General features: G+C 70.0%; 16 protein-coding genes and 1 pseudogene. 10 read left to right on the top strand and 7 right to left on the bottom strand.

All coding sequences use genetic code 11. The features are described from left to right. The first annotated feature begins 141 nt into the window (after positions 1 to 141). Positions 142 to 1,170, top strand: coding sequence for a 6-phosphofructokinase (locus tag KGQ19_RS28520; protein ID WP_212014426.1), 1,029 nt, complete (start codon positions 142 to 144; stop codon positions 1,168 to 1,170). A gap of 238 nt (positions 1,171 to 1,408) precedes the next feature. On the opposite strand, the gene KGQ19_RS52985 is transcribed toward KGQ19_RS28520, so the two are convergent. From KGQ19_RS52985 to KGQ19_RS28495, 5 genes are read right to left on the bottom strand one after another with little or no spacing between them, the layout of a single operon-like run. After that, a complete protein-coding gene (locus tag KGQ19_RS52985) occupies positions 1,409 to 1,600 on the bottom strand; it encodes a hypothetical protein (protein ID WP_368862175.1) in 192 nt (63 codons plus the stop codon). A gap of 39 nt (positions 1,601 to 1,639) precedes the next feature. Then, entirely contained in the window at positions 1,640 to 2,017 is a 378-nt protein-coding gene (locus tag KGQ19_RS28510; protein ID WP_212014422.1) for a helix-turn-helix domain-containing protein, read from the bottom strand. Next, positions 2,014 to 2,316 carry a hypothetical protein gene (locus KGQ19_RS28505; protein ID WP_212014420.1) on the bottom strand — a complete coding sequence of 101 codons (303 nt, stop codon included), beginning with the start codon at positions 2,314 to 2,316 and terminating at the stop codon, positions 2,014 to 2,016. The genes KGQ19_RS28510 and KGQ19_RS28505 overlap by 4 nt, the downstream gene beginning before the upstream one ends. Beyond that, complete coding sequence (locus KGQ19_RS28500; protein ID WP_212014418.1) at positions 2,313 to 2,570, bottom strand: hypothetical protein; 258 nt, start codon at positions 2,568 to 2,570, stop codon at positions 2,313 to 2,315. The genes KGQ19_RS28505 and KGQ19_RS28500 overlap by 4 nt, the downstream gene beginning before the upstream one ends. Further along, positions 2,560 to 2,742, bottom strand: a complete 183-nt coding sequence (locus tag KGQ19_RS28495) for a hypothetical protein (RefSeq protein WP_212014416.1) — start codon at positions 2,740 to 2,742, stop codon at positions 2,560 to 2,562. Before KGQ19_RS28495 ends, KGQ19_RS28500 begins: the two co-directional genes overlap by 11 nt. 94 nt (positions 2,743 to 2,836) lie before the next feature. Between KGQ19_RS28495 and KGQ19_RS28490 the strand changes: the two genes are divergently transcribed. From KGQ19_RS28490 to KGQ19_RS28450, 9 genes are all read left to right on the top strand, one after another. Continuing rightward, positions 2,837 to 4,027, top strand: coding sequence for a helix-turn-helix domain-containing protein (locus tag KGQ19_RS28490; RefSeq protein WP_212014414.1), 1,191 nt, complete (start codon positions 2,837 to 2,839; stop codon positions 4,025 to 4,027). After that, the gene (locus KGQ19_RS28485) at positions 4,024 to 4,590 is read left to right on the top strand and encodes a flavoprotein (RefSeq protein ID WP_212014412.1); all 567 of its coding nucleotides are present in this window, start codon (positions 4,024 to 4,026) and stop codon (positions 4,588 to 4,590) included. Before KGQ19_RS28490 ends, KGQ19_RS28485 begins: the two co-directional genes overlap by 4 nt. 379 nt (positions 4,591 to 4,969) lie before the next feature. Next, entirely contained in the window at positions 4,970 to 5,551 is a 582-nt protein-coding gene (locus tag KGQ19_RS28480) for a hypothetical protein (RefSeq protein WP_212014410.1), read from the top strand. Positions 5,552 to 5,565: 14 nt separating this feature from the next. Next, positions 5,566 to 6,936 carry a sensor histidine kinase gene (locus tag KGQ19_RS28475; RefSeq protein ID WP_212014408.1) on the top strand — a complete coding sequence of 457 codons (1,371 nt, stop codon included), beginning with the start codon at positions 5,566 to 5,568 and terminating at the stop codon, positions 6,934 to 6,936. Beyond that, positions 6,933 to 7,607 (top strand): response regulator, encoded by a 675-nt coding sequence (locus KGQ19_RS28470; protein WP_212014406.1) that lies wholly within the window; start codon positions 6,933 to 6,935, stop codon positions 7,605 to 7,607. The genes KGQ19_RS28475 and KGQ19_RS28470 overlap by 4 nt, the downstream gene beginning before the upstream one ends. 149 nt (positions 7,608 to 7,756) lie before the next feature. Continuing rightward, on the top strand, positions 7,757 to 9,121 hold the full coding sequence (locus KGQ19_RS28465; protein ID WP_212014388.1) for a class II 3-deoxy-7-phosphoheptulonate synthase: 1,365 nt from the start codon (positions 7,757 to 7,759) through the stop codon (positions 9,119 to 9,121). A 57-nt stretch (positions 9,122 to 9,178) separates the two neighbouring features. Beyond that, positions 9,179 to 10,225, top strand: a complete 1,047-nt coding sequence (locus KGQ19_RS28460) for a threonine aldolase family protein (protein ID WP_212014386.1) — start codon at positions 9,179 to 9,181, stop codon at positions 10,223 to 10,225. Between the two features lie 66 nt (positions 10,226 to 10,291). Next, the gene (locus KGQ19_RS28455; protein ID WP_212014384.1) at positions 10,292 to 11,074 is read left to right on the top strand and encodes a hypothetical protein; all 783 of its coding nucleotides are present in this window, start codon (positions 10,292 to 10,294) and stop codon (positions 11,072 to 11,074) included. Between the two features lie 218 nt (positions 11,075 to 11,292). Beyond that, positions 11,293 to 11,853 carry a hypothetical protein gene (locus tag KGQ19_RS28450; protein ID WP_212014383.1) on the top strand — a complete coding sequence of 187 codons (561 nt, stop codon included), beginning with the start codon at positions 11,293 to 11,295 and terminating at the stop codon, positions 11,851 to 11,853. Positions 11,854 to 11,896: 43 nt separating this feature from the next. Here the strand turns inward: KGQ19_RS28450 and KGQ19_RS28445 are convergent, their stop codons facing one another. Continuing rightward, positions 11,897 to 12,676, bottom strand: a complete 780-nt coding sequence (locus KGQ19_RS28445) for a LuxR C-terminal-related transcriptional regulator (protein WP_212014476.1) — start codon at positions 12,674 to 12,676, stop codon at positions 11,897 to 11,899. A gap of 13 nt (positions 12,677 to 12,689) precedes the next feature. Next, a pseudogene (locus KGQ19_RS52980) lies at positions 12,690 to 12,847 on the bottom strand (histidine kinase); the annotation flags it as partial.

The following is a 12,847-nucleotide window of genomic DNA, read 5'->3' as shown; positions in this document are numbered from 1 at the left end:
ACCCCTGCGCGAAGATCACCTGATGTGATCGATGTGTCTCGGCAGGTGATCGTCGGCTTCTGGTTACCGCCTCGTAGCGGTTACGGTGGCGGTGATCGTACGGTGACCCAGATCACATCGTGAACATCAGGGAGTGTGGCCATGCGCATCGGAGTGCTGACCGGCGGCGGGGACTGCCCGGGCTTGAACGCGGTGATCCGCGCGGCGGTCCGCAAGGGCGTGCAGTTCTACGGCTTGGAGTTCGTGGGTTTCCGGGACGGCTGGAAAGGGCCGTTGGACCGGATGACCAAGCCGCTGGACGTCGAGGCGGTGCGCGGCATCCTGCCCCGCGGCGGCACCATCCTCGGGTCCTCGCGCACCAACCCGTTGAAGGTCGAGGGCGGCGTCGAGCGGATCAAGGAGAACCTGGCGGCCGAGGAGGTGGACGCGCTGATCGCGATCGGCGGCGAGGACACCCTGGGCGTGGCCACGGTGCTCGGCGACCAGCACGGCGTGCACGTCGTCGGCGTACCGAAGACCATTGACAACGACCTGAACGCCACCGACTACACCTTCGGCTTCGACACCGCCGTCCATGTCGCCACCGAGGCCATCGACCGCCTCCACACCACTGCCGAATCGCACTCCCGGGCCCTGATCGTGGAGGTGATGGGCCGGCACGCGGGCTGGATCGCCCTGCACTCCGGCATGGCCGGCGGCGCCAACGTGATCCTCATCCCGGAGGTCACCTTCGACATCGACGAGGTCTGCGGCTGGATCGAGTCCCGCTTCGCCCGCGGCTACGCCCCGATCGTCGTGGTCGCCGAGGGCGCGCACCCCAAGGACGGCCAGATGCAGATCCAGACCGGGGAACTGGACGCCTTCGGCCACGTCCGGCTCGGCGGCATCGGCGAGCGGCTGGCCGCCGAGATCGAGCACCGCACGAAGAAGGAGGCCCGCACCACGGTCCTGGGCCACACCCAGCGCGGCGGCACCCCCTCGCCCTTCGACCGCTGGCTCGCCACCCGCTTCGGCCTGCACGCCATCGACGCGGTGCACGACGGCGACTGGGGGAAGATGGTCGCGCTGCGCGGGACGGACATCATCCGGGTGCCGCTGGCCGACGCCACGAAGACGCTGAAGACGGTGCCGATGTCGCTCTACGAGGAGGCCAAGGTCTTCTTCGGTTAAGACCTACAGGTCGATGGCCGCTTCGTAGCAGGTCATAGGCTAGATCGTGGCCTCGGTTGGGTGTCTTCTGCCAAGCGTAAGGCGCCCAACCGAAGAAATCACTACTTTGTTCGGGTCAAACTTCGGCCTCCTGGCCATCAGGCCTCTCCTTCCATCGTGGCCCGAGGTGGGCCGGTTTCGGTAGACGTTGCTGGAACCCACCGCCCGGTCGACTGCGGGGACCGGGCGGTGGGGGGTCTCAGGTGCGCCGCCGTGCCTTGTCCAGCACCAGCGCCGGACGACATCCAAGCTGCTGCGCCCACACGACCAGGGCGATCGGAGACGGCAATACCTGTGTCAGTTCCCACCGCCTGATGGTGCCGCTGGAGACGCCACACCGCTGCCCGAGGACGCCGAGGCCCAAAGCGCGCGCCTGGCGTCGGCGCCGCAGGGGTGTAACCAGGCGTCGGCACCTGACGTGCTCCAGGCTCTAGCCAGGCTGCCGACGTGCCAGTTCAGGCCACGGCTGGCCATTGTGATCAAGAATGACGAGGCGCCGCCTGAACTGTTCGGCCCACCCGCTCAGCTGGTTCACGGACGGCTCCTGGGAGCCGGTCTCCCACCCAGATAGCCTCGTCTGCCCAATCGACAAGAGCTTGGCGGCTTCGCCCTGGAAGAGCCCGGCCTCCTTCCGTGCAGATCGCAGCTCGTGGCGGATGCCGTCGTAGGTAGCTAGCGCCTCAGCGTCAACGATCAGCGGCATCGGCGCCCCAAGGTCTGCTCGGTGCCCGGCTCGCCAGTGGTGCACCCGAGCCCGGGCCACGCCGGTGATGGCGAGCACGACAAAGCCGATCTCGATGTACCTCACGCCCGAGACCCCAGGCGTGCGTCCTGCTGCGCCAGCCATTCGGGATCCGGCGCCGGCGCGTAGGGGCCACGGAACGGCGCGCCGTCGGCGCGGTCGCGATAGAAGCGCACCGGCCCCAGGTTGAAGGCCGGGTAGGAGCCGGTGCGCAGGCGCTCTGCGACGTTCGCCAGGAGCCTGGCGCTCAGTCCGTGCGGCATGGGGCGCCGGCCGTTGGCGTACTCGCAGGCGATGGCGGCGAGCTCGTCGGGACGGCCGGCGTACACAATGAGGTCGCCGTGCTGGCTGGTGCGGACGGTCACGCGGCGCTCTCATCGCTGTTGTCGATCATTTGCAGGTACCGCTTCGGCACGTCCCACTCGCGGCCGCCGCCGACCGGCCGTAGCCAGAACATTCCGCAGCTGTGGTGGTCGCTCGGGTCCGCCATGAGGACACCCTCGCGGCCGTCACGGATGTCACGGGCCATCTGCGGGGCGATCACGTCGGCAGCTGGCCCGGAGATCCAGCCGCCGACGTCCAGAACGATGACTTCGGTCACGGGCGCGTCAGGCTGCATTTCGGCTCTCCGTCTCGGGCGTGGCCGTATCGCAGATGCCGAGCTGTACCGCCTCAGTCATCGCATCTCTGAGTTCTCTGCTGCTGAGCGCCAGTGCGGTCAGGGCTTCGTGCACGCTCCTGACCGCCGTGGCGATGCGGCCCCGCACCGCCCACGCTTCGAGTTGATCCACCGGGGCTCCTTCGTAGTCTTCTGAGCTGGCGGATCAGACGCTAGTGCTGTACTCACGCTCCGTAGGTATATGGTTCCTATACCGTCACCATCGGGTGCCGACAACAGGGGCGATCATCGACGAGCTCGACATCGGCCAGCGCGTCAAGAACATGCGCCGCCAACGCGGCATGACCCAGCAGCAGCTCGCCGCCGCCCTCGCGAAGAGCCTGCCGTGGGTCAAAGCCTTCGAAGCCGGCGGTGTGCAATCCGACCCCAAGATCAGCCTGCTGAAACAGCTCGCAACGACACTGTCGGTTCCGCTGTCCGAACTCGTCGACGACAAGCCGGCCGCCGAGCATGCCTTTGTGGAAACCGTGCGCTCGGCGCTGCTGGCCCCGAGCCCTACTAGCGACCCGGCAGGCGTCGACGTCACGCAGCAGACCACCTACGGCTATGCCGCATTCCATGCCGGACGCTGGCAGGACGTGGTGAGACTCCTGCCCCGACTCATCGACACCGCGCGCGCGGCCGAAGACAGCACCGGCGACCCCCGCATACTGAGTCAGCTCGCGGACGTCTGCCACCTGGCCGCGATCACCCTGACAAAGCTAGGCGACACCCTCGGCGGCTGGGCCGCAGGGGACGAGGCGTTGATGCGGGCCCGCGCCGTAGGCGACCCCATCGGTGTCGCACTGTCCGCGCAAAGCGCTGTCTACGCGGTCACCGCAACCGGCCGCGCCGACATCGGCTTGGGCATCGCTGAGCGGACGATCGATGAGTACGGGCCCGAACTCAGCGTCCTGGCCGAGGGAGGGCTGTCGGCGCTCGGGATGGTCCATCTAAAAGCGGCCTACGCGGCAGCGGCACTGTCCCAGGCCGAACTGGCGACAGACATAATCGAGGAGGCGCGGCGGCTGGCCGCGGGTGTCGCCCCTGACGCCGACTACCGGCTGACCGACTTCAACCTGACCAACGTCCTCGTCTACGAGGCGTCGATCCTCGGGGACCTCGGCCGCTACGAGGCGGCTATCGACGCCGCAACCCGGATCCACCCCGCGGCCTTCGCGGCGCTCTCACGCGAGCGGCGCACCCACCACCTCGTAGACACGGCCCGGTCGGCACAGCGGGCCGGCGACCCCGACGCGGCCCTACGGCTGCTGCTGCAAGCCGAACGGGACGACGCCCAGAACATTCGGAGCTGGGCCCCGTCGCGCGCCGTGATCGCCGCGCTGCTCGCCGGGCGCCGACCGGCAGATGATCGGAGGTTGCGAGCCCTTGCCGCACGCGCTGGAGTAGGCGGGTGACAAACGCTGAGACGCCACGCAGGCCGGTCCTCTACCTCGTGGCGTGCGCCGCGCCGCCGGTGCTGGACATCGCAGACCCGATCAAGCAGGCGCAGGACCGCGCCTGGGACGTGTGCCTGATCCTGACGCCGACGGCAGCGCTGTGGCTCGAGGATTCCCTCGAGGAGCTGGCGACGCTCACTGGGCACCCGGTGCGGCAGCGCTACAAGCTGCCCGGGCAGCCGGATGTCCTGCCGGCTGCCGACGCGGTCCTGGTCGCGCCCGCTACCTTCAATGTGATCAACAAGTGGGCGGCGGGCAGTGCCGACACGTTGGCGCTTGGCCTGATCACGGAAGGGATCGGCAAGGGGCTGCCGCTGGTGGCGCTCCCGCACCTGAACAGCTGGCAAGCCGCGCACTCGGCGTTCCCCCGGTCCGTCGAGCAGCTGCGCGCCGACGGCGTCCGGGTGCTCATCGAGGAGGCAGACGGGAACACGCCGCACGTGCCGGGCGCGCCGGGGCCGCGGCCTCCGTTCCCGTGGCGGCTCGGCCTGGACGCGCTCAACGCCTCGGTGACTGAGTAGCGTCTCATGCGACGGGGCGTAGCGTGGAGGGTCGCGCCGCACGCTCAATAGGTTACAATCCGTAGCCAAGATAATTTGCCCTCACATGGCGTCGGCGCGGCGTGGTCAAGCTCCCGTTAGCGCAAGGTTCAAGCGCTGTAAACCAAGGTCTTCTTCGGATAGATCAGAGTTCTGAGTCACCAGCTGATGCGCGGCGGGCGCCCCGGTTTCCGGCGGCGCCCGCCGCGTTCGCGTGAGAAACCCCGTGCCCGCGCGAAGAGCCGCCGGGGCCGCGTGAAGAGCCGCTGCGTTCGCGTGAAGGCTGTGTCCGCGTGAAGAACGTGTGATCGATCGGCGCTCGCTCAAAGGCGCCGCCCGTGCCCGCCCTACTCTCACGCTCGTGGACACTGACCGACGCCTGCGCCGGATCCGCCTGTGGCTCGCGCTCTTCATCACCGGCCTGGTCCTCAGCGGCGTCACCGCCTTCCCGCTGGAGACCGAGACCCGCTGGCTCAGCGCCTGGCTGCACCACCTCCCGGCGCCGGCCGGGCTCACCGCCTGGATCGACCGTGCCCACGAGGCACTGAAGCAGACCAACGCCGAGTACCCGTTCATCGCCTACGGCACCGACTGGCTCGCCTTCGGCCACCTGACCATCGCCGTGGCCTTCTACGGGCCCTGGCGCGACCCGGTCCGCAACAAGTGGGTGATCCAGTTCGGCATGATCGCCTGCGCCGGGATCGTCCCGCTGGCGCTCATCTGCGGTCCGATCCGCGGCATCCCGTTCTGGTGGTCGGTGATCGACATGTCGTTCGGGGTGTTCGGGGTGCTGCCGCTGATCCCGGTGTGGCGGCACATCAAGGTCTTGGAGGCCTTGGCGGCCTTGGCGGCGACAGGGCCGGGACCGGCGCATACTCCACCCGGAGTATCCGCCGCCGCCCCACAGCCTCCGCTGGACGGATACCCGCGGCCCGCGATCTGATCTAGCGTTCAAGCATGACCGAACAGCCGCAGCCGACCTCGCGCCCCTGGCTGGCCTGGCTGTGGATGGAACGCTCGACCGTCGTGCTGCCGCTGATCGTGCTGGTCTTCGACGTTGTCGGGACCTGGGGTGCCTACGGCCACTGGCACAACACCGGCCACCAGCGTGCCGAGTACGGGGTCCGGCCGCTGGACTGGTTCGCCTGGGTCCTGGTCGTCGCCGGCCCCGTCGCGCTGCACCACCGGCGCCGGGCCCCGCGGATCGCGATGGCGGTCTGCCTCGGCGCGACCCTGCTCTACCTCCTTATGGGCTACGCCTACGGTCCGATCTTCCTGAACGCCCTGCTCGCGGTGATCGTCATCGGCGGAACCGGCTACCGCCGCGAGGTCTGGACCGGCTCGCTGCTGTTCGCGATCGGGATGATCTTCGTGCCGACGCACAGCGCGAAGGGCCAGCTGCGCAGCAGCCCCAGCGAGATCCTGTTCACCGCCGGCTGGCTGCTGGCGCTGCTGATGCTGGCCGAGCTGTTCCGCCTGCTGCGCCAGCGCGGGCTGGAGGTGCAGAGGGCCCGCGACCAGGAGGTCAAGGCGCACGAGGAGGAGTCGCGGCGGCAGGCCAGCGAGGAGCGGCTGCAGATCGCCCGCGAGCTGCACGACGTGCTGGCGCACTCGATCTCACTGATAGCGGTGCAGGCCAACGTCGCGCTGGAGGTCATGGACCGCCGCCCCGAGCAGGCCCGGATCGCGCTGTCCGCGATCAAGGACGCCAGCCGGTCCGCGCTCGGCGAGGTCCGCTCGGTGCTGACCGTGCTGCGCGGCGACGGCGCGGCCCCCCGCGATCCGGCCCCCGACCTGGGACGGTTGGGTCACCTGGTGGAGCTGGCCGAGGCGGCGGGCCTGAAGGTCGCGCTGAGCGTGGTCGGGGACCTGGACAGGGTGCCGCTGGCGGTGAGCCAGGCCGGGTACCGGATCGTGCAGGAGTCGTTGACGAACGTGGTGCGGCACGCCGACGCCGGGCGCGCGACGATCCTGGTGGAGTGCTCCGACGGGCTGCACCTGCGGATCACCGACGACGGCCGCGGATGTCCGCTGGGAGAGACCTCGGCCGGCGGGAACGGGCTGCCGGGGATGCGGGAGCGGGCGACCGCGTTCGGTGGGACGCTTACTGCCGGACCGCAGCCGGGCGGTGGGTTCCGGGTCGATGCCCACATCCCGTTTCCGGCGTCGTCCGCGTCGTCCGCGTCCGCCGCCGATGACACCGACGCCGCCGATCACGCCGATCACACCGACGCCACCGATCACGCCGATGACGCCGACCATGCCGACGCCACCGATCACGCCGACGCCACCGATCACGCCAATGACACCGATGAGGAACAGCCATGATCAGGGTCCTGCTCGCCGACGATCAGGCGCTGGTGCGCGCCGGCTTCCGGGCGCTGCTGGAGGTGCAGGACGGGATCGAGGTGGCCGGGGAGGCCACCGACGGTGCCCAGGCGTACCGGCTGGCCGGGGAGGTGGCCCCGGACGTGATCCTGATGGACATCCGGATGCCCGGCACCGACGGCCTGGAGGCCACCCGGATGATCACCGCGGACGAGCGGCTGTCCGGCGTCCGCATCCTGATCCTGACCACCTTCGAGCTCGACGAGTACGTCTTCGAGGCGATCCGGGCCGGCGCCAGCGGCTTCCTGCTGAAGGACACCGAACCCGCGGACCTGCTCCGCGGCCTGCGCGCGGTCGCCGCCGGCGAGGCCCTGCTGGCCCCCAGCGTGACCCGGCGCCTGATCGAGGAGTTCGCGGTCCGCAGCAAGCGCACCGGCCCGAACCCGGCGGCCGAGCAGATCAAGGCCCTGACCGAGCGGGAGCGGGAGGTGCTGGCGCTGGTCGCGGCCGGGCTGAGCAACGAGGAGATCGCCGACCGGCTGGTGCTGAGCCCGCTGACGGCCAAGACGCACGTCAGCCGGAGCATGGTGAAGCTCGGGGCCCGGGACCGGGCGCAGTTGGTGGTGCTGGCTTATGAGTCCGGGCTGGCTCGTCCGGGGTGGTTGGACTAGCGGTTGGACTAGCGACTTCCCATCTGTCGCACCCACCCCACCGGCACCCCCATCCCCAGCGCTGACAGCGTATCCGCAGCTCGGACGCCCGGGTCCCAAGCACTGGACGCGTCCACGGAACCCCCCGAAGCTTCGCGTACCCTGGCTCAATGAGCGAAGTTGTCAGGAATCCGGCCGGTGCCGGGTCCGTCGAAGACACGTGGTCCGCGCTTCCCGCGGGTCAGCAGCCGGAGTGGCCGGACGCCGCCGTCCTGGCCGACGCTGTCTCCGAGCTCCGCTCGTATCCGCCGCTGGTCTTCGCCGGCGAGGCGGATCTGCTCAAGGCCCGCATCGCCGATGTCGCCCGGGGTGAGGCGTTCCTGCTCACCGGCGGCGACTGCGCCGAGACCTTCGCCGGGGTCACCGCCGACGCGATCCGCGCCAAGCTCAAGACGCTGCTGCAGATGGCCGTCGTCCTCACCTACGCGGCCTCGCTGCCGGTGGTGAAGGTCGGGCGGATCGCCGGCCAGTACTCCAAGCCGCGGTCCAAGGGCACCGAGACCCGCGACGGCATCACCCTGCCGGCCTACCGGGGCGACTCGATCAACGGCTTCGACTTCACCCCCGAGGCCCGCACCCCCGACCCCAAGCGCCTGCTGCGCATGTACCAGGCCAGCGCCTCCACGCTGAACCTGGTCCGCGCCTTCACCACCGGTGGCTACGCCGACATGCGGCAGGTCCACGCCTGGAACCAGGACTTCGTGGCCGGATCGCCCTCCGGCGAGCGCTACGAGGTGCTGGCCGGGGAGATCGACCGGGCGCTGCAGTTCATGCGCGCGTGCGGGACCGACCCCGAGGAACTGCGCACCGTGGAGTTCTACGCCGCGCACGAGGGCCTGGTCCTGCCCTACGAGTCGGCGCTGACCCGCATCGACTCGCGCACCGGCAACCCCTACGCGACCAGCGGCCACTACATCTGGATCGGCGAGCGCACCCGCGACCTGTTCGGCGCGCACGTCGAGTACTTCAGCCGGATCAGCAACCCGATCGGCATCAAGCTGGGCCCGACGACCAGCCCGGACGACGCGCTGGCCTACCTGGACCGGCTGGACCCGGACCGGGAGCCCGGCCGGCTGTCGTTCATCGTGCGCATGGGTGCCGGGCAGGTGCGGGAGAAGCTGCCGGCGCTGGTGGAGAAGGTGCGCGGCGAGGGCCACCAGGTGGCCTGGATCTGCGACCCGATGCACGGCAACACCTTCGAGGCGCCCTCGGGTCACAAGACCCGGCGCTTCGACGATGTGCTGGACGAGGTCAAGGGCTTCTTCGAGGTGCACCACGCGCTCGGCTCGCACCCCGGCGGCATCCACGTCGAACTCACCGGCGAGGACGTCACCGAGTGCGTCGGCGGCGGCGAGGAGATCCACTTCGACGCCCTGCACCAGCGCTACGAGACGCTGTGCGACCCCCGGCTGAACCGCAGCCAGTCGCTGGACCTGGCGTTCCTCGTCGCGGAGATGCTGCGCGCCCACCGCTGAGGACCACCGTGGCTCCCGTCCCGGCTTCGCCGGGGCGGGAGCGATACGTTTCAGGGCATGGCGACCCTGAGCATCCAGCACCCGATCGACCTCCGCAGCGACACCGTCACCAAGCCCTCCCAGCCGATGCGGGAGGCGATCGCGGCCGCGCAGGTCGGCGACGACCAGTACGGCGAGGACCCGACCGTCCGGCGGCTGGAGGAGGACGTCGCGGCCCGGTTCGGATTCGGCGACGCGATGTTCGTCCCGACCGGGATCATGGCCAACCACATCGGGATCCGGCTGCAGGTCGGCCCCGGCGAGGAGCTGATCTGCGACGCCGACGCGCACATCGTCGCCCACGAGAACGGCGGCCTGGCGGCCCACGCCGGGATCCAGACCCGCACCCTGCCCTCCGTGCGCGGGCTCCTGGACCCGGCCGGCCTCGCCGCGATGATCCGCGTCGGCGACCGATACACGGTTGGTACCCGCGCGCTGGAGGTGGAGAACACCCACAACCGCGGCGGCGGCGCCGTCTATCCCATCGAGACGCTGCGGGAGATCAGGGCCCTGGCTGACTCCTTCGGCCTCGGACTGCATCTGGACGGCGCGCGCATCTGGAACGCGCACGCGGCCACCGGCGTCCCGTTGCGGGAGTACGGCGCGATCGCGCACACGATGGCGGTCTGCATGTCCAAGGGCCTCGGCGCCCCGGCCGGCTCGCTGGTGCTGCTCCCGCCCGGCCGTTCCGAGCAGGCGCGCTCGCTGCGCCGGCGGCTCGGCGGATCGATGCGGCAGGCCGGAATCCTGGCCGCCGGCGCGCAATACGCGCTCGACCACAATCTGGAGCGCCTGTCGCAGGACCATGAGAACGCCGCCCGGATCGCGGCGGCGCTGCGGTCGGCCGGGGCCTCGGTGCGCGACCCGGAGACCAACATCGTGCTCGTCGACGCCGACGACGCCCCGGCGGTCGCAAAGGAATGTTTCGCCAAGGGCGTGCGGATCTCCGCCTTCGGGCCGAAACTGCTGCGGATCGTGACGCACTTGGACGTGTCGGCTCAGGACTGTGACACCGCCGCCGACGTGGTTTCCTCTGTCTTGATGCAATCCCCTGAGAGGGGCTAGGGTCGGCCCCGATTAAGCGGTTGTCGCTAGCGAGTCAGCATGGTGGGGAGAAGCCCGATGGGCTGGATGAGCAAGCTGTTCAGTTCCGACGAGGAAGTCGGCCCGGAGGAAGCGCATCGCCGCGCTCAGGAGGAGCAGAAGGCTGAGGCGGTGGCGAAGGCGCCCGCCAAGAAGGCCCCTGCGAAGAAGGCGGCCGCCGCCGGCGAGCACGAGCCCGCCAAGGCCGCCCCCGCGGCCAAGAAGACCGCCGCGGCCGTGCCCGCTCCCCGGGCCGCCACGCACACGCACGAGCCGGTCCAGAGCGGTTCCCCGACCCACCCGACGGTGTCCAAGGGCACGGGCAAGACGCTCGAGCACGACCAGATGCTCACCGTCCACATCCTGACCCACGTCCCCGAGCACTCCCCGCGCGAGGACGACCCGCACTACCACCTCTTCGAGCAGGCCAAGTCGCGGCTGAAGCGGCAGGGCATGTGGCAGTGCATCATCAACGACGACCTGTGCGACGGCGAGCCGGAACTGCACCACACGCACGTGGAGTTCTCGCAGATCAACCAGGTCGACGAGAAGAAGATCATGCAGGCCCTGGGGCTGCACTTCGAGACCGACGAGGACTTCCAGAAGTGGGCGGAGTCCCCGGGTAACCTCGAGGTGCTGTGCGCGAACCACCACCGCGCGCACTACGGCATACACGTCATCCCCGGCCCGCTGTGGGAGGCGCTGCGCTTCCACAAGACCGGCACCGGCCCGGCCGCCGAGTTCGTGCCGGCCAGCCAGGTCGAGGCCGACGGCGCCGGCAGCGGCGACGACGAGAAGAAGCCGGCGGCCAAGAAGGCGGCTGCCAAGTAGCTCGGTTCTGCGCGCTGTGCCGCCCGGGTCCGGGCGGCACAGCGTTTTCTTTCGCGCGCCTGGCATCCGCGCGTGATCGGCTTCGCCTCCCTGACGCCCGGTGCTCGGGCCGTCCGAGGACCGGCTGGGCTTATCAGGGTTCGATCAGGGTTCGATCAGGGCAAGACCAGGGTCCGTCCCCGATCCGCGGGCGCCTCGCCGCCGACACATTGGTGGGCATGACAAAGAAGCTGCTCGCCAGCACCACCGCCGCCGTGACCCTGGCCGGCCTGACCATCCTCGGCTGCTCGGCCGCCAGCGCCACGGCGAAGCCCGCCTCGGCACCGGCCAGCGCCGCCCACCTGACCGCCTACAGCCCCGACGACGGCCCCACCCAGCAGGTGATCGTCACCGGTGCGGTCGCCGACTACGGCCAGGCCGTCAGCGTCAACCCGGACGGCTCGGTCAACCCCGAGCACAACAGCCAGCTGGAGCTGAAGCTGACGCACGGCACGTTCCGCCTCGACATCGCCTCGATCGACAAGGCCTTCGTCGCCGCGATGGCCGGCCGCTTCCCGACCGACCCGGCGACCTGCTCCGGCAACCTGACGGTGACGCAACAGGTCCCGGTCGTGACGGGCTCCGGGACCGGCTCGTATAAGGGTGCTGACGGCTCGTTCACGCTGACCATCGCCCTCGACGAGGTCGACAAGCCGACGGCGGGGCAGCCGTGCAACGGGACCCAGGCCTTCCTCAGCCAGGCGATCGTCATCACCGGGCCGGGCACGCTGAAGTTCTAGCCCTGGCGCTAGCGCTAGCTCTGGTTTTAGTTCCAGTTCCGGCCTAGGCCAACCGCCGGTCGCTCGCCCAACGGGAGAGCTCCCGGCGGTTGGCCAGTTGCAGTTTGCGCAGCACCGAGGACACGTGCGTCTCAACGGTCTTGATCGAGATGACCAACTCGCGGGCGACTTCCTTGTAGGCGTAGCCGCGCGCGATGAACCGCAGCACCTCCCGCTCGCGCGGAGTCAGTCGGTCCAGCTCCTCGTCGCGGCTCGCCACACCACCGCCGGAGAACGCGTCGAGCACGAAGCCGGCGAGGCGCGGCGAGAAGAACGCGTCGCCCTCGGCCACCCGCCGCACCGCATCGGCCAACTCCGCGCCGCTGATGGACTTGGTGACATACCCGCGTGCGCCGGCCCGGATGACGGCGATGACGTCCTCGGCGGCGTCCGAGACCGACAACGCGAGAAAGCGCGCCTCCGGCACGACCGCCAGCGACCGCTCCAGCACCGCCACACCGCCGCCCCCGGGCAGATGCACGTCGAGCAGCACCACCCGTGGCCGGGCCGCCGCGATGACGGCTACAGCGCGCTCAGCGTCATCCGCCTCACCGACGATGTCGATCGAAAGACCCGCGGCCTCGGCGGCGCGGCAGAGCTCGGCCCGGACTCCGGCACGGAACATCTGGTGGTCGTCGACGAGGACGATGGTGATGGGGCCCGGCGCCACGGTATCGGCTGCGGCTGAGTCGGCTGGTGCCGAACTTGCTGGGCTTGCGGAAGTTGCTGGGCTTGCGGAACTCGCCGGGCTTGGGCCTGCTGGGCTTGTGTCGGCCCCGGGCATGCTCTGCTCGAAATCAGCCACCGGGCATCTCCAACCAGATCTCGGTACCGGCCCCCGGCGCCGTCCGCACCTCGGCCCGCCCGCCATGGCGCGCCATCCGTCCGACTATCGACTCCCGAATCCCCATCCGGTCCGCCCCCACCGCGTCGAGCTCGAAGCCCGGCCCCCGAT

Origin of the sequence: Catenulispora pinistramenti, from assembly GCF_018274385.1 — a bacterium.
Lineage (GTDB): Bacteria > Actinomycetota > Actinomycetes > Streptomycetales > Catenulisporaceae > Catenulispora > Catenulispora pinistramenti.
The sequence above is the reverse complement of the archived record's forward strand: the minus strand, read 5'-3'. Positions and strand labels throughout refer to the sequence as shown.

What these genes read in the sequence shown, in the direction of transcription:
- KGQ19_RS28450 (WP_212014383.1), top strand. Translation starts at nt 11,293, where the DNA reads ATGACAAAGAAGCTGCTCGCCAGCACCACCGCCGCCGTGACCCTGGCC.
- KGQ19_RS28500 (WP_212014418.1), bottom strand. Translation starts at nt 2,570, where the DNA reads ATGCAGCCTGACGCGCCCGTGACCGAAGTCATCGTTCTGGACGTCGGC.
- KGQ19_RS28455 (WP_212014384.1), top strand. Translation starts at nt 10,292, where the DNA reads ATGAGCAAGCTGTTCAGTTCCGACGAGGAAGTCGGCCCGGAGGAAGCG.
- KGQ19_RS28445 (WP_212014476.1), bottom strand. Translation starts at nt 12,676, where the DNA reads ATGCCCGGGGCCGACACAAGCCCAGCAGGCCCAAGCCCGGCGAGTTCC.
- KGQ19_RS28465 (WP_212014388.1), top strand. Translation starts at nt 7,757, where the DNA reads ATGAGCGAAGTTGTCAGGAATCCGGCCGGTGCCGGGTCCGTCGAAGAC.
- KGQ19_RS28460 (WP_212014386.1), top strand. Translation starts at nt 9,179, where the DNA reads ATGGCGACCCTGAGCATCCAGCACCCGATCGACCTCCGCAGCGACACC.
- KGQ19_RS28520 (WP_212014426.1), top strand. Translation starts at nt 142, where the DNA reads ATGCGCATCGGAGTGCTGACCGGCGGCGGGGACTGCCCGGGCTTGAAC.
- KGQ19_RS28470 (WP_212014406.1), top strand. Translation starts at nt 6,933, where the DNA reads ATGATCAGGGTCCTGCTCGCCGACGATCAGGCGCTGGTGCGCGCCGGC.
- KGQ19_RS28475 (WP_212014408.1), top strand. Translation starts at nt 5,566, where the DNA reads ATGACCGAACAGCCGCAGCCGACCTCGCGCCCCTGGCTGGCCTGGCTG.